This is a genomic window from Hydrogenophaga sp. FW305-3-2-15-A-LB1, assembly GCF_058787875.1.
Map to the genome: position 1 here is coordinate 1 of NZ_JBYTAE010000034.1, position 15,789 is coordinate 15,789.

At 65.9% G+C, this 15,789-nt stretch carries 13 protein-coding genes; 10 read left to right on the top strand and 3 right to left on the bottom strand.

Features of this window, described 5'->3' with window-relative positions; translation table 11 throughout:
• Window positions 1–65 precede the first annotated feature (65 nt).
• From AC3WPZ_RS12285 to AC3WPZ_RS12300, 4 genes are read left to right on the top strand one after another with little or no spacing between them, the layout of a single operon-like run.
• Entirely contained in the window at window positions 66–683 is a 618-nt protein-coding gene (locus AC3WPZ_RS12285; protein WP_492439805.1) for an ankyrin repeat domain-containing protein, read from the top strand.
• 6 nt (window positions 684–689) lie between these two features.
• Window positions 690–1,163 carry a nucleoside deaminase gene (locus AC3WPZ_RS12290; protein ID WP_444688896.1) on the top strand — a complete coding sequence of 158 codons (474 nt, stop codon included), beginning with the start codon at window positions 690–692 and terminating at the stop codon, window positions 1,161–1,163.
• A gap of 4 nt (window positions 1,164–1,167) precedes the next feature.
• Window positions 1,168–2,352 carry a cyanate transporter gene (locus AC3WPZ_RS12295; protein ID WP_492439807.1) on the top strand — a complete coding sequence of 395 codons (1,185 nt, stop codon included), beginning with the start codon at window positions 1,168–1,170 and terminating at the stop codon, window positions 2,350–2,352.
• 34 nt (window positions 2,353–2,386) lie between these two features.
• Entirely contained in the window at window positions 2,387–3,667 is a 1,281-nt protein-coding gene (locus AC3WPZ_RS12300; RefSeq protein ID WP_492436135.1) for an SLC13 family permease, read from the top strand.
• Between the two features lie 6 nt (window positions 3,668–3,673).
• On the opposite strand, the gene AC3WPZ_RS12305 is transcribed toward AC3WPZ_RS12300, so the two are convergent.
• Complete coding sequence (locus tag AC3WPZ_RS12305; protein WP_382323075.1) at window positions 3,674–4,498, bottom strand: DUF6279 family lipoprotein; 825 nt, start codon at window positions 4,496–4,498, stop codon at window positions 3,674–3,676.
• A 94-nt stretch (window positions 4,499–4,592) separates the two neighbouring features.
• Between AC3WPZ_RS12305 and glmU the strand changes: the two genes are divergently transcribed.
• The gene (gene glmU, locus AC3WPZ_RS12310) at window positions 4,593–6,014 is read left to right on the top strand and encodes a bifunctional UDP-N-acetylglucosamine diphosphorylase/glucosamine-1-phosphate N-acetyltransferase GlmU (RefSeq protein WP_382162214.1); all 1,422 of its coding nucleotides are present in this window, start codon (window positions 4,593–4,595) and stop codon (window positions 6,012–6,014) included.
• A 102-nt stretch (window positions 6,015–6,116) separates the two neighbouring features.
• Here the strand turns inward: glmU and AC3WPZ_RS12315 are convergent, their stop codons facing one another.
• On the bottom strand, window positions 6,117–6,875 hold the full coding sequence (locus AC3WPZ_RS12315) for a DUF2726 domain-containing protein (protein WP_382323076.1): 759 nt from the start codon (window positions 6,873–6,875) through the stop codon (window positions 6,117–6,119).
• Window positions 6,876–7,024: 149 nt separating this feature from the next.
• Entirely contained in the window at window positions 7,025–7,531 is a 507-nt protein-coding gene (locus AC3WPZ_RS12320; RefSeq protein WP_382323077.1) for an Lrp/AsnC family transcriptional regulator, read from the bottom strand.
• Between the two features lie 133 nt (window positions 7,532–7,664).
• On the opposite strand from AC3WPZ_RS12320, the gene glmS reads away from it, so the two are divergent.
• From glmS to AC3WPZ_RS12345, 5 genes are all read left to right on the top strand, one after another.
• Window positions 7,665–9,521, top strand: coding sequence for a glutamine--fructose-6-phosphate transaminase (isomerizing) (glmS, locus tag AC3WPZ_RS12325; protein ID WP_492439810.1), 1,857 nt, complete (start codon window positions 7,665–7,667; stop codon window positions 9,519–9,521).
• Between the two features lie 970 nt (window positions 9,522–10,491).
• Window positions 10,492–11,223, top strand: a complete 732-nt coding sequence (locus tag AC3WPZ_RS12330; RefSeq protein WP_492439812.1) for an RNA polymerase sigma factor — start codon at window positions 10,492–10,494, stop codon at window positions 11,221–11,223.
• Window positions 11,220–11,861: a hypothetical protein gene (locus AC3WPZ_RS12335; RefSeq protein WP_492439814.1), complete on the top strand. Its 642-nt coding sequence runs from the start codon at window positions 11,220–11,222 to the stop codon at window positions 11,859–11,861. The genes AC3WPZ_RS12330 and AC3WPZ_RS12335 overlap by 4 nt, the downstream gene beginning before the upstream one ends.
• A 74-nt stretch (window positions 11,862–11,935) precedes the next feature.
• Complete coding sequence (locus AC3WPZ_RS12340) at window positions 11,936–15,181, top strand: UvrD-helicase domain-containing protein (protein ID WP_492439816.1); 3,246 nt, start codon at window positions 11,936–11,938, stop codon at window positions 15,179–15,181.
• Between the two features lie 100 nt (window positions 15,182–15,281).
• Complete coding sequence (locus AC3WPZ_RS12345; RefSeq protein WP_492439818.1) at window positions 15,282–15,779, top strand: hypothetical protein; 498 nt, start codon at window positions 15,282–15,284, stop codon at window positions 15,777–15,779.
• Window positions 15,780–15,789: the final 10 nt, after the last annotated feature.

The window sequence follows — 15,789 nt, forward strand, 5'->3', positions numbered from 1 at the left end:
ATGGCGGTCTCCTTGGTAGGTGGATGGGACCTCCATCGTGACCGAAAAAGACTCAGGAGGCGTCCATGCCATCCTCGGGGAGTGAGGCCGGGAAGGCCTTCCTGCTGCATGTCGCCGCCGGCCGGAACGATGTCGCCGGCATCCGTCGGCTGTTGGCCGAGGGCGCGCCGATCGACGCGCGCGACGGGAGTGGCGCGACCGCGCTGCTGGTCGCCACCCATGCCAACCACGTCGAGGCGGCCCGCGCCTTGATCGAGGCCGGCGCCGACGTCAATGCCAAGGACGGCATCAACGACAGCCCTTATCTCTACGCGGGAGCCCGGGGCCACCTGGCCATCCTGAAGATGACGCTGTCGCACGGCGCCGATCTCAAGAGCACCAACCGCTACGGCGGCACCGCGCTCATCCCGGCGGCCGAGCGCGGCCATGTGGAGACGGTGCGCGCGCTGATCGAGGCGGGTGTCGCGGTCGACCACGTCAACCGGCTCGGCTGGACCGCGCTGCTGGAGGCCATCATCCTGGGCGACGGCGGCGAGCGCCACCAGCAGATCGTGGGCCTGCTCGTGAAGGCCGGCGCCAATGTCAACCTGGCGGACAAGGACGGCGTCACGCCGCTGCGTCATGCCCGCACCAAGGGCCAGAAGCCGATCGAAGCGATGCTGCTGGCCGCCCACGCGCGCTGAAGCCCCATGAGCGACACAGACACCCACTTCCTGCACCAGGCCATCGAACTGGCGCGCGACAACATGGCCCAGGGCGGCCGCCCGTTCGGCGCGGTGGTGGTGCGCGGTGGCGAGGTGTTGGCCACCGGCGTCAACGAGATCCTGGCCACCCACGACCCGACGGCCCACGCGGAGATGTCGGCCCTTCGCGCCGCCAGCCGCCGGCTCGGATCGCCCGACCTGAGCGGCTGCGCTGTCTACGCCAGCGGCCACCCCTGCCCCATGTGCCTGGCGGCGATGCGGCTGGCCGGCGTGGTGCGGGTCGCCTACGCCTATTCGAACGAGGAAGGCGCGCCGTTCGGGCTGTCCACGGCGGCGATCTACGAAGACCTCGCCAAGCCCTTGGCCGAGCAGTCCATGCACATTCGCCACCTGCCGGTGCCGCGCCCTGATCTGTACGCGCAATGGGCGCAGGCGCAGGCACGGAACCGGAAGGCCTAGGCCCGTGAAGGTGAACGTCCGCTGGCTGCTGGTCGCGGTGGCCCTGATCGCGCTCAACCTGCGGCCCTTCATCGCGGGCATCGGGCCGCTGGCGGCCGACATCGGCCGGCACACCGGGCTCGGTCTGAAGGGGATGTCGCTGCTGACCCTGGTGCCGATGCTGCTGATGGGCGTGTTCGCCTTCGCGGGCCCCTGGCTGCAGACCCGCATCGGAGCGCGGCGCGCCGTGGTGGCCGCGCTGATCCTGCTGGTGCTGGGCTCCATGCTTCGCCTGTTCACGCAGAACGGCTGGCAGCTGGTGGGCACCGCCGCCCTGCTGGGCTTGGGTGCGGCGGTGGTGCAGGCGCTGCTGCCCGGCGTCGTCAAGCGGCAGTTTCCGCGCCATGTCGGTGTGGTGATGGGCCTGTACTCGGCGATGCTGATGGGCGGTGGCGCGCTCGGCGCGCAGGTCGCGCCGCTGGTGGCGGCGGCCAGCGGCAACTGGCACCTGGGCCTGGCCTGGATGGCCGTGCCCGCGCTGCTCGCCGTGGCGCTGGCAGCGCGCAGCCTGCCGCCCGACGCCCCGGGCCGCCAGGACACCCTGGCCGTGACGGCCTACCTGCGGCGGCCGCGCGTCTGGCTGCTGATGCTGTGTTTCGGCCTGGTCAACGGTGGTTATTCGACCGTCGTGGCCTGGCTGGCACCGTTCTTTCAGGAGCATGGCTGGAGCGCTGCCGGCAGCGGCACGCTGCTGGCCGTGCTGGCGCTGAGCCAGGCGCTGGCGGCCCTGGGCCTGCCGATGCTGGCCGGCCGGCGCGAAGACCGCCGGCCCTGGCTGTGGTTCACGCTGGCCCTGCAGGCCATCGGCTTCGCTGCGCTGGCGCTGTGGCCCGATGCGGCGCCTCTGGCCTGGGTGGTGCTGCTGGGCACGGGGCTGGGGGGCTGCTTCGCGCTGTCCTTGATCGTGGCGCTGGAGCACCTGTCCGATCCCGGGCAGGCGGGGGCGCTGTCGGCGCTGATGCAGGGCGGCGGCTTCCTGATCGCCGCGATACCGCCCTGGATCATCGCCTTGCTGCGCGACGCGACGGGAGGCTTTCGCGCCGGCTGGCTGATGCACCTGGCCTGCGTGGCCATCGTCGCGCTGCTGTACGGGCGCGTGGCCCCGGCCAGTTACCCGGGCGCGATCCGCCTGGTGCCGCGCGCCACCTGAGTGCCGGCCCCGCTCGCGCTACGATCCGCAGCGCATGCCCACCACTTCCGCCCTACACCACACCGCCACCGACTGGGGCATCGTCGCGGTCTTCGCCGTCGTCTACCTGGGCATGTTCCTGGGTGGCCTGCCGCGCCTGAAGCTGGACCGCTCGGGCGTGGCCCTGCTCGGCGCCATCGCGGTCATCGGCCTGAGCGGCCTGCCGGTGGAGGACGCGGCGCGCTCGGTGGACCTGCCCACCATCGTGCTGCTGTTCGCGTTCATGGTGGTCTCGGCGCAGATGCGCCTGGGCGGTTTCTATGGTGCGGTGACGCGGCGGGTGGGCGCGCTGCCGCTGTCGCGCAACGGCCTGCTGGCCGCGCTGATCGTGGTCTCGGGCGCGCTCTCGGCGGTGTTCTCCAACGACATCATCTGCCTGGCCATGACGCCGGTGGTGGCGCGGCTGTGCCTGCAGCGTGGCATCAACCCGCTGCCCTTCCTCATCGGCCTGGCCTGCGCGGCCAACATCGGCTCGGCCGCCACGCTGATCGGCAACCCGCAGAACATGCTGATCGGCTCGGTGCTGCAGCTGCCCTTTGGCGGTTATGTGCGGCAGGCGCTGGCGCCGGTGCTGATCAGCCTGCTGCTGTTGTGGCTCTGGCTCGCGTTCGGGCCCGGTGCGCGCACCGCGTCCGCCCCCGAGGCCGCCGGCCGGCCTTTCGCGGCCATGGCCGAAGCGCCGCCCGAAGAGCCCGCCTTCGATGCCTGGCAGACCACCAAGGGCCTGCTGGTGGCGGGCGCGCTGATGCTGATCTTCCTGTTCACCGACTGGCCACGCGACGTGGCGGCCCTGGTGGGCGCGGGCCTGTTGCTGCTCAGCCGGCGGCTGCACTCCTCGCACGTGCTGGGCCTGATCGACTGGCCGCTGCTGCTGCTGTTCATGGGCCTGTTCGTGGTCAACCACGCGTTCGAGACCACCGGCCTGGCCGCGCAGGCGGTGGCCTGGCTGGGCACGCAGGGCGTGCACCTGGCCGAGCCGGGGCCCTTGCTGGTGGTGAGCGCCGTGCTGTCCAACCTGGTGTCCAACGTGCCGGCGGTGATGCTGCTGCTGCCGCACCTGGGCGGCAGCGGCGCGCAGGCCGGCGCGATGCTCGCGCTGGTGACCACCTTCGCGGGCAACCTGCTGCTGGTGGGCTCGATCGCCAACCTGATCGTGGCCGACCTGGCGCGCCAGCAAGGCATCGTGATCGACTGGAAACGCCACGCGGTCACCGGCATTCCGGTGACGCTGCTCACGCTGGCCGTGGTGTGGGGCTGGATGCGCTTTGTCGCCTAGCGCGCCTCAGCGTTGCGCGCTCAGCGTGCGCAGGTCGTCTTCGTAGCCCTTGAGCACGCGCACGGCGTTGGCGCGCTGCTCGGCCGTGGTGGCGTTGTGCAGCGTGGCGAACTGGGCGCAGCCCTGGCGCACGAGGGCCTGGTTGTAGGCGTGGTAGCTGGGCTCGGGCGATTGGCGGATGCGCGCGATGTGCTCGCGCACCAGCTGCTCGGCCTTGGCGGGCGTGGCCTGCGCGTCGCGGATCGTCTGCAGCAGGTCGGCCTGGCGGCGCAGGCGCTCGGCCTGGGTGCGTTGCGGGTCGAAGGGCGACTGCTGCAGCCAGTCCCGCAGGAGGTCGCGCTGTGCCGGACTGAGCTTGCCGTAGAACGATTCGCTGCGCTCGACGGCCTTGTCCAGCCGCTTGTTCAGGCGCTGTTGGGGGCTGCCCCGCAGGAAGTCCTTTTCAAAGTCCTCGTTGCTTTCGGCCTGCTGTTTCTTCAGGTTCTCCAGCTGCTCCGGGGTCAGCTGCAGGGCCAGGCGCGCGAACGGTTCCACCGTCTCGGCCGCGGCCCGCTCCAGCCGCTGGCGGATGTCCTCGAACTGCGCGCAGGCCTGCGCGGGCGAGACCTGGTCCACCGCCATCGTCTGCCACTGGCGCAGCAGGCTGGCGTAGGCGGGCAGCTCCTGGCGGCGGTGCCACTGGAAGAAGGCCTTGAGGTCTTCGCGCGTCTGCGCGGTCTGCGTGTCCGTCAGGTCCACGTGGCGGTCGATCCACCAGTAGCTCAGGGTGGGCGCCTGGTTGTAGGCCAAGCGCGTGGCGGTGCAGGCAACAAGGAGGATTGCCAGCGTCACCAGTGCGCCAAGGCGCAGCGCACGGCGGGCGATAATGCCCGGCTGGTGATGGCCGGCAAGAACGCCGTGCAACCCGTCTCTGCAAGAGGTGTTCATGTCGTTCCCTGTGGATGTGGTGGTGATGGCGGCCGGCAAAGGCACGCGGATGAAAAGCCTTCGGCCCAAAGTGTTGCACCGTTTGGGCGGGCGTGCACTGGCCCAGCATGTGATCGACTGTGCAGCGCGGTTGTCCGCGCGATCGGTGGTGGTGATCACCGGCCACGGCGCCGAGCAGGTCGAGGCCGGCCTCACGACCCCCGTGGCAACCGGCGACAGCGCCGCCCCGAAACTGCGCTTCGTGCGCCAGGAGCCCCAGCTGGGCACCGGCCACGCGGTGCAGCAGGCCGTGCCCGTGCTGGCCGACGACGGCGTGGTGCTGATCCTCAATGGCGATGTGCCCTTGATCGGACAGGCCACGCTGGAGACCTTGCTGCAGGCCTGCGACGGGCAGCACCTCGCGCTGCTGAGCGTGGACACGGGTGGCGACGCCACCGGTTACGGCCGGATCGTGCGCGCCCTCGATGCGGACCGCTCGGTGCATGCCATCGTGGAACACAAGGACGCCAACGAGGCGCAGCGGCGCATCACCGAGTGGTACAGCGGCGTCATGGCCGCGCCCGCCGCCCTGCTCAAGCCCCTGCTTCAGGGTCTGACCAACGACAACAGCCAGCGCGAGTACTACCTCACCGACGTGGTCAAACATGCCGTGGCGCAAGGCCTGGTGGTGCGTGCCGTGACCACGGGCGATGAGGTCGAGGTGGCGGGCGTGAACAGCCCGGTGCAGCTGGCCGAGCTGGAGCGCGCCTACCAGCGCCGCCTGGCCGATGCCCTGATGGAGCAGGGCGTGCGCCTGGCCGACCCGGCGCGGCTGGACGTGCGCGGCGAACTGCTCTGCGGCCAGGACGTGGAGATCGACGTCAACTGCGTGTTCGAAGGCCGCGTGAAACTCGGCGACGGCGTGCGCATCGGCGCGAACTGCGTGATCGCCAACGCCGCCATCGACGCGGGCGCGGTGATCCATCCTTTCACCCACATCGACGGCGAGAAGCTGGGCGTGTCGGTCGGGCGCGGCGCGCTGGTGGGGCCGTTCGCGCGGCTGCGCCCGGGCGCGCAGCTGGGCGAAGAGGTGCACATCGGCAACTTCGTGGAAGTGAAGAACAGCACCCTCGCCGCCGGCGCCAAGGCCAACCACCTGGCCTACCTGGGCGACGCCACCGTGGGCGAGCGGGTGAACTACGGCGCGGGCAGCATCACCGCCAACTACGACGGCGCCAACAAGCACCGCACGGTGATCGAGGCCGACGTGCACGTGGGCAGCAACTGCGTGCTGGTGGCGCCGATCACCATCGGCGCGGGGGGCACGGTGGGTGGGGGCTCCACCCTCACCAAGAGCACGCCGCCCGGCGCGCTCGCGGTCGCGCGCGGCAAGCAGATGGTGCTGGACGGCTGGCAGCGCCCGACCAAGAAGAAAAGCTAGGAGCGAAGGGCTTTCGTCCAGAGCACCCGCAGAACCGGCTTTGCCGGGCTGCCAGGTGCGCCCCCTTGAGGGGGACGCGCGCAGCGCGGCGGGGGTGTTTCTCTACCTCCCGCGCACGTCTTGTGAACTGCCGTCGAAGCGGCTGTCGCCGCGCTCGTGGCTGTCAAAGCCGCTGTTGCCGTTGAGCCGGGCCTCGTCGAAACCGCGGCGGCCATTGCGGTTGAGGTCCATCAGCCCGCTCATGCCCATGATTTCCGATTCGCGGAAGCCGGTGTTGCCGTGCTGCTGGTCGAAACCGGAGAACTGGCTTTCCAGCTGCTGGCGCGCGTTCTCGCGCCGTTCTTCGCGGCTCCTGGGCTTGGGCAGTTCCGCCAGGTTGAGCTGGGCCCGGAAATCGGCCGGCGAAGGCATGCGGTGAATGCCGTTCTTGAGGAACACGAAACGCACGCCCGCTGTCTTGAGGATGCGGTTCTTGATCTTGACCTTGAGGGCCTTGGCCTTGGCATCGCTCAGGTGGTGTTGCTCCACGTCGAACGCAAAGCTGGGGCGACCGTCCGGGCCGCAGACCACGAAGTCCACCTTCTGCTCGTACAGCCGCTCCTCGGCGCGCCTGCGGTCGGCCGCGCGCCGCACCGTCAGCATGTCCTTGAGCATCATGTTGGGCAGCACGATCTGGCCCGGAAAGGTGTCCTGCAGGTAGTCCAGCATGTGGGCCTGCTCGGCCGTGAGGATGCGCTCCGGTGAGTACCGGTCGTCGCGGCCGGACGACTCGCGGCGCCTGAGGCGGCGGACCGCCCAGACGCACAGCGCCAGCACCACCAGGGCGGCGGCGCCGAGCAGCGCGATCGTCACAACATCCATGCAAGCTCCTTGAACCCGAGCGGATCGGGAGATGGGATTTTAGGAGCGTGTTACAGGTGCCCTGGGCCGTCAACCGCTCAGGACCGATGTGAGGTCCTTTTTTGTGCGGTTTGCATCAATATCCGGCCCGACGTGGTTTACGAAGGTATTCAATTGCCCCCGCCACTGCGCCCCCGGCCCAGCGGCAGCCGGGGATCGAACTTGGCGCGCTTGAGGCTGAAGAAGGCCTTGATGTTGCGCACGTTGGCGTCGCTGGTGAACAGCTGCTGGGCCAGCGCGAGGTAGGCCGGCATGTCCACACAGTGCACCACCAGCATGAAATCGGGCCCCGGGCTCACGCGGTAACACTGCTGCACCTCGGGCGTGGGCAGCACGCGGGCCTCGAAGGCGTCCAGGTGCTCCGCGCCCTGGCGCTCCAGGGTGATTTCCACCAGCGCGGTGAGGCCATGCCCCAGCAGCGGGGCGAGCCGGTCGGCGCTGAGCAAGGCCACCTCGCGCTCGATCAGCCCGAGCTGGCGCAGCCGTTTGACGCGCCTCAGGCTGGTGGGCGGCGAGAGGTGGGCCAGCTCGGCCAGCGCCTGGTTGCTGCGCGAGGCATCCGCCTGCAGCAGCTCCAGCAGCCGCAGATCGGCTTCGTCGATGTCGATCGGTTCCATAGAATCGAGTTTGGTGAAATATTTGACGGTTTTTATGGTGTTCAGAAATTATCAGCCGTCTGTGGTCATTATTTGATCATTAATTTCTTGGTGCCGTGTTTAGCATCACGCATCCCATTTTTCAGGAGCGAGTATGTGCGGCATCGTGGCAGGGGTTTCCGGGCGTGACATCGTGCCCGTGCTGGTTCAGGGCCTGCAGCGGCTGGAGTACCGCGGTTACGACTCCTGCGGTGTGGCCGTGCACAGCGGCGGCCTGCAGCGCGCGCGCAGCACGTCGCGCGTGGCCGAACTCGCGCAGCAGGTGCAGCAGGAGTCCATCGGCAGCGGCACCGGCATCGCCCACACCCGCTGGGCCACCCACGGCGCCCCGGCGGTGCACAACGCCCATCCCCATTTCAGCCACGGTCCTGGCACCGTCGCGGGCGCGGCCGGCCGCGTGGCCCTGGTGCACAACGGCATCATCGAAAACCACGACGAACTGCGCGCCGCCCTGCAGGCCAAGGGCTACGTGTTCGAGAGCCAGACCGACACCGAAGTCATCGCCCACCTGATCGACTCGCTCTACGAAGGTGACGTGTTCGCCGCGCTGCAGGGCGCGGTGTCGCAATTGCACGGCGCCTACGCGCTGGCCGTGTTCCACAAGGACGAGCCGCACCGCGTGGTCGGCGCGCGCGCCGGCTCACCCCTGGTGCTCGGCGTGGGGCAGGGCGGGGCGGAACACTTCCTCGCCAGCGACGCCATGGCCCTGGCGGGCGTGACCGACCAGATCGTGTACCTGGAGGAAGGTGACCTCGTCGACCTGCAGCTGGGCCGCTACTGGGTACTCGACAGCGCAGGCCGCGCCCTGAGCGCCGTGCAGCGCCCGGTGAAGACCGTGCAGGCCCACAGCGGCGCGGCCGAACTCGGCCCGTACCGCCACTACATGCAGAAGGAAATCTTCGAGCAGCCGCGCGCGATCGGCGACACGCTCGAAGGCCTGGAGGGCATCACGCCCGAGCTGTTCGGCGACGGCGCGTACAGCGTGTTCAAAGAGATCGACAACGTGCTCATCCTGGCCTGCGGCACCAGCTACTACAGCGGCTGCACCGCCAAGTACTGGCTGGAGGAGATTGCGAAGATTCCCACGCAGGTGGAAGTGGCGAGCGAGTACCGCTACCGCACCAGCGTGCCCAACCCGCGCACCCTGGTGGTGACCATCACGCAAAGCGGCGAGACGGCGGACACGCTGGCCGCGCTGCGCCACGCGCAAAGCCTGGGCATGAAGCACACGCTGACGGTGTGCAACGTGGCCACCTCGGCGATGGTGCGCGAATGCGAGCTGGCCTACATCACCCGCGCGGGGGTGGAGATCGGTGTCGCGTCCACGAAGGCCTTCACCACGCAGCTGGCCGGGCTGTTCCTGCTCACGCTGGCGCTGGCGCAATCGCGCGGGCACCTGAGCGAAGAAGCCGAAGCCGAGCACCTCAAGGCCATGCGCCACCTGCCGGTGGCCCTGCAGGCCGTGCTCGCGCTCGAGCCGCAGGTGATCAGCTGGGCCGAAGACTTCGCGCGCATGGACAACGCGCTGTTCCTGGGCCGGGGCCTGCATTACCCGATCGCGCTCGAAGGCGCGCTCAAGCTCAAGGAGATCAGCTACATCCACGCCGAGGCCTACCCGGCCGGCGAGCTCAAGCACGGCCCGCTGGCGCTGGTGACGGCGGCGATGCCCGTGGTGACGGTGGCGCCCAACAACGCGCTGCTGGAAAAGCTCAAGAGCAACATGCAGGAAGTGCGCGCGCGTGGCGGGGTGCTGTATGTGCTGGCCGATGCCGACACCCGCATCGCCAGCAGCGAGGGCATCCACGTCATCCGCATGCCCGAGCACTACGGCGCGCTGAGTCCCTTGCTGCACGTGGTGCCGCTGCAGATGCTCGCGTACCACACGGCACTGGCCAAGGGCACGGACGTGGACAAGCCGCGCAACCTGGCGAAGAGTGTGACGGTGGAGTGAGGGGTTTGGAATTGGGTGTGTGGCTGTTCTGACCAAATAAAGTCGAAAACAGATTAATAAAGTCGAAAACTCGCTAATAAAGTTGAAAACTAGTCGGTGATCCTCACTCACTATGGCTCGGCATGCAGCGATCTCGGTCGGTCCGCGCCGTGCGTCGTAAGACGTGTCATCAGTGAATTCCGGTCATCGAGCCAAGAGCCGACACAAGGTTCGACCGACCGGTCTGGGGGCTGAACCGGCCGCTCGTTGCGTGCATGCTGGCGAGCCGACTTCAACATCAGCGAATGTTTGCTTACCTCCGCAGTTCAATTACTGCCGAACGCGAGCGACGCCAAGTTCGAGGCGGACAGGCCTCACGATGCGCTGCTCCGCCACCTAATTCCTGGGTGGCTGAATGAGCCGTCGTGACCTCGGGCCGGCAGCTTTCAATCCCGTTCTTTGAGTTGGGGCCCTTGGCTGAGAGCTGGGATCGGGTAAGCAGCAAACACGTCAGCCCGCGCTGGGCGGCTGAGACTTCAGAGCGTCCTGACCCTTCTGCATCACCTCTACCAAGCACTTCTTGAGCGCGACGAGCGAATCTGGCTTATCGCGGTCGAGCTCGTCCATGCCTAGCACCATTGGGGCGACCTCGGCAGCGGCTGCATCCAAACCGGCACCCTATCTCAACAAGATGGCTAGCTTGTCGGCCGGATTCTCGCAAGCCGGCCTGTGAGGCGCCGGCCGGCCCAGGTGGCTCAGAACTCCAGCACTGAGTGACGCCCAAGAACTCATGGGCCGTGTGCATGTAACGAAAAGTTATCGCATACTGGGCCGGTGGAAAACTGCCGCCGTCGGTACAGCCTTGCGGGTCATCTCAACCCGCTACCCCCGACAGCTTCCGATTTCCGGCTCATCTTGCGACTTAGTCATGCGAGGGGGCATTCCCCTGAAACCATAGGGGGGGTGTTCGCATGACCAACGGAAAACAACGATGCACACACGAGAACCTGACGCGGCCGTAGAGGCCCTCGATGACCGCGCCTTGCTGGCCAGGCTGGCGCGTACGGACTGGGAGCATGACCCACTGTTCATCGCTGATGAGCAGGTCTTTCGCATGTTCGGGCGCGCTCGGGATGCTGGAAACACCAGCCGAACGGGGATGCTTTCAAGGGTGCTGTCGCGGCGCCTGCTGGGCCTCGCCAAGGGCTTCGCAGTGCGCAGCGGCATCTACCCCCGGAACATCGGAAACATCGACCAGGCCGCGGAAGAGCTGTCGCAGTACGTCTGGGAGTGCCTTGTCACTCGGCCAGGCGACGCGGCGCATGCTGAAAAACTGTTCGGGCAGCTGTTTAAACGCCGCGCGCTCGATTTTCAGCGCCGTCTGCTGGCCAAGAAGCGCAACCTCCAAGACAGCCTGGATGCCATGGAACGCTCAGACGAGGACGAAGACCCCGACAAGACCATTCGCAAGGTCTCTGCGCTGCGCCAGCACGATACGCCGGCTGACGCCCTTGCCGCTCGGCAATGGCACGCGGAAGTTGCTAAGCGGCTCCAAGCTGTGCTGACCAAGCAAGAGCACTACGTCTATACGATGCTTTTCGTCGAAGACATGCCGGTCAAGGACATTGCAGCTGCGCTTGGAGTCACCCCTCGAACCGTCAACACCTATAAGAACACCGCCCTCGACAAAGTCGCAGGGATGCGGAAGGAGTTCATGCAATGACATCGCCCACCCGTAGGCTGTCGCTCGAGGAAGTTCTGGACGAGTTCTTCTTCTCCGCCGACAAGCCGTCGCCCGCCATGGTTCTTCGCGCCTGCGAAGCCCATCCTCAATATCGCGAGGACATCCTCGAGTTTGCAGCCCTTTGGACAGCACACGATGCCTCATCCGAGACCTCAGCTGCAGAGATCGCCAACATCTCTGAGGAGTCTGTCTCGCGCCTGCAGAGCTTTGTGCTCAACCGGCTCCATGAACTGGACAACGGTGCTGGGACAAACTCACAAGCTGAAGCTGCACGCAGAGCCATCGATTTGCTCGCCGGGAAACGCCTCAAGCAAGCCGCCGCTGCCGCGGGCCTGGGCGCTTCTGCGCTGCTGTTAACGAAGGTCCTCACAAAAAGCATCGTCGACGTTCCTATCAAGGTGCTGAGTGACTTGGCTGCGCATCTAGATGTTTCGCCTGGCGGGCTCAAAAGATGCTTGGGACCAGAACTGGCAGGGACGAAGAGCTATCGGTCGAAAGCCCCGCCAAACACTTCGTCTCAAGAAACCTGGAAAGCCGCGGTCCAGTCCCTGTCGGTCAGCGACGAAGAGAAGCGACGATTGCTCGCGCTACAGCAGCTCAAGGAGGGCGACTCTTGACCCCATTCCATAGAGCTAGAGAAGCTGCGAGGCAGCTGAGGCACCAGCTGTTCGGCGACGAGGCGTCGTCCGGTATGCCATCGAAGCAAGTCATCGAAGCCACCGAAGACGCTGAGGACTTCGACATCTCGGATGCTGCACCTGACGACGAGGCTCTAGGAACCGCTGATGCTGTTTTGGTTCGCAAATTCCGGCAAATCGTCGTGCGCAACGACGTGCCGAGCGGGGAACGGGCGTTTCTCGTCGCACATGAATTCGGGCATTGGAAGCTTCATGACGAAGGTCACGAGGGTTGCCACAAGGTCGTCGTTTCGACCTTGAAGCCAGAGGACGGTGATACATTCGGTTCCCAGAAAGTCGAGGCCTACGGCGCTCGAGAACGCGCCGAATTGCAGGCGAACATCTTCGCCAGAGAGCTACTGCTTCCGCGCACGGTGGCACGCGGCCTGTTCCTCAGCGGGAAAAACGCGACGCAGCTGGCGCAAGAATTGGACCTCCCCTTAGAGCTGGTTCGACAACAGCTGCTCGACGGATTGCTTCTTCCCGAACCCGCTACGCCCGGTGAGGAGCAGTCCCAGCCCATCACACCGACCAAAGAACAGCTCGCCGCTGCCACATCCTCTGCGACGACCTCATTGGTCGTGGCCGGGCCAGGGACTGGAAAGACGGCCACGCTCCTCATGAGGGTGCAGCACCTGCTCGCCAAGGGGGCCAAACCCGAGGAACTGCTACTGCTCACGTTTTCAAATCGGGCTGCCCGAGAGCTCATTGACCGATTGCAGCAGATGGGCGTCCCGAATGCTCATGACATCTGGGTCGGCACGTTTCACGCTTTTGGCCTGGAGTTCCTGCGCAAGAACCACGACCAGTTCGGCCTCCAAGCCCGCTTTGGCGTCGCCGACAAAATGGCTCAGATTGCGATCATCGAGCCACACATCTACGGACTCGGCCTAACCGCATTCAATCCCCTTGGCGATCCGCTTGACTGGCTAAAGGAAGTCACCTCGGCCATCCAGCGAGCCAAAGACGAGCTTGCGGATGCGACTGAGTTTGCCGATGCGGTGGACCGGTCGGCTCTCGACACTTCGGATGAGGTGCTGGCCAAGCAATACGACGTCGCCAAGCTGTACAGGTGCTATGAGTCGAAGATTCAATCAAACGGCAACCTCGTCGACATGGGAGACCTCGTCATGCTCCCTGCCATTGCACTGACGAAAGACTTTGCCAAGTACACCGCAAGTGCCGGTCGGTTCAAGCACATCCTTGTCGATGAGTACCAGGACGTGAACCGGGCAAGCGCCCAGCTCGTGAAGGCGCTTGCCGCTCACGCCAAGACCCTATGGGTGGTCGGGGATGCTCGGCAAGCCATCTACCGATTTCGCGGCGCGTCCATGCGCAACATCGTCCGCTTCGGTGACGACTTTCCGGCGCACAAGACTTTTCCTCTCAACGAGAATCGACGCAGTTTCGAAGAGGTCATCCGCGTCTTTGAGCACACGGGCCGTGAGGGAAATCCTCTTCAGATGGTGCTTCCGCTTGATGACGTCGGTTCGGCGCGGGGGAACAGCGGCATCAAACCGCGTCACGTCCAGTGCTCCACCGACGATGTCGTCCACGGCGAACTCGCAGCCAACGTCCGCCGCATTCGCGGCCTTGGCGTAGAGTTTCGCGACCAAGTCATCCTCGCGAGCACCCACGAGACCTGCCGAACTGCGGCCGACAGCCTGAATGCGGTCGGGGTGCCAGCGCTGCACCTAGGCGACATCTTCCAGCGACCCGAGGTCAAGGACCTGTTGGCTCTGCTGCAACTCTTCATTGATCGCTCCGGGAGCGGCGTGCTTCGAGTAGCTCGTCTCCCAGGACTCGAGCTGCCGCCGACTGACATCGAGAAGCTGCTCAGCTGGTGCAAGGCGAATCGACCGGCACCGCTCTCATGGGTCAGCGCCCCACCGTCAGGGCTCTCCGGAAAGGGCATTGCCGCTCTGGGCCAGTGGGCAACCGCCTTTGCAGACCTCGACTCGTCGGATTCCCCCTGGGAAGTCGCCTGCCAGCTGTTGCTGGACCGGACGGGCATTCTCCGGGCTCATCTTGCTGGTAACAGCATCCTCGACATCACACGTCGTATTGCGCTCTGGCAGTTCATCTACTACCTGCGCGTGCCGGATGGCAGCCACGCGTATCAGACCGTCGGCAGCTTCATCACTCGTTTACGCCGACGTCTGCGCATCGGTGATGACCGCGAGCTTCGCATCCCGCCTCCTGAGGCGGATAGCCTCGACGCGGTTGCTGTCATGACAATCCACGGGAGCAAGGGCCTGGAGTTCGAGGCGGTCCATCTTGTGGATATCGACGCCAGGCATTTCCGCATGGGCACCGACTCCGACCTAGTGCCCCAGTCCTTGCTGAAATCCATCGCTCCCATTGAGAACTTCGAGGAGCAGAGCGAGGCGTCGAACAAGCTTTATGTGGCGCTATCAAGAGCCCGCGAGCACCTCGTACTCTATGAAACCAAGGCTATGTACAACGCTGAATGCGTTGCGGCCATCACCGGCGCCGCGCATCTACTCGAGCGCGTTCAAGGCAAAGCCACCTTGTCCAAGTCGCCGGTGGTTTCCACTGATGGCAGCGTGGCCGCCCCAGCTGCCTCATTTGAGCTCGCAGGCTTCTTGTCGTATCGAGTGTGCCCTCGGCGGTACTACTACGACTTCATCAAGGAGCTGAGCCCGGCAGCAGGCCTGCACCCAGCTGCCCTGGTCGAAGGTGCGGTCATGCGAGAGCTATTCGTACCGTATGGCCTAGAGCCAGGCGAACCGCCTGCGGAAGTGGAAAAAGTGCTTGCCTCTCTCGGCCCCGCTTTCAAGGAATCCGTACCGCACTTGAGGTCCTACGCTGAACAGCTACGAAGCTTTGGTCGAAGATGGCTCGGTACGAAGCGCGCCGCGATGGGTAAGCCGTTTGACATCGAGTGCGCAGGCGTCCCGCTACACATCACGCCGCATCGCACCTCCAGATCTCAATCGGGATTGGTGGTGAAGTTGGAATTCGTGCGCATCAAGCCGTCCGGCAAGTGGTCGCGGCAGCACAAGGTGTTGAAGTGGGTGTTGAAGTACCTTGCGGAAGGCTATCCACGGCACTCGTTCCAGGGCAGCATCTACGACCTGAGCACAGGCACGGAAGAATCCGTCTCCCCGTACGGCCGGCTTCCGGACGGCTTCTTCTTGGTGCCGATTGCACAGGCGCTGGCGGCCGGCAAGTTTGAGGCGAAGCCTAGCTCCTGGGAATGCCCGAAGTGCAGGCACTTCCTGCATTGCCCGGCCTGAGCCGCTCCCGTACCAGCACTTCCGATTTCCAGGTCTTCCTGCGACTTACCCAGCATGAGCAGCGCATCCCGCGCAGCTCACCCAGCTGTAAGGAGCAGTAATGCCAACCCGCGTTTACATCCAATCCGAGTATCTCCCTGACATCAAGTTCGTCGAAGTCAACGACGAGGCCACCGTCGCCGAGCTGAAGCACGCCGCCCTGGCGCTGCTGCCGCCCGGCACCGACGCGACCGACCTGACCCTCTCGGTCGAGGACGATGACGACGACACCCACAGCCACTTGACGCACGTCAAGCACCTCAAGAAGGAGCACGGCGTGCGCGTGCACCTCCACCGCTGCAAGCAGGTGGAGGTGAAGGTCCGCTTCGGTGTCGAGGTCGTGCGCCACAAGTTCCGCCCGGCGACCACCGTTGGCCGCGTGCGCTTGTGGGCGGGCGACAAGTTCGGCATGGCGCCGGGCGACATCGCCGAACACGTCCTGCAGATCACCGGCACCACCGAGCAGCCCGACGTCGACGTCCACGTCGGAACGCTGACGAAGTACCCGCAGTGCGAGGTGACGTTCGACCTGGTGCCCGCGCACCGCATCAACGGCTAAGGGGCGAGGT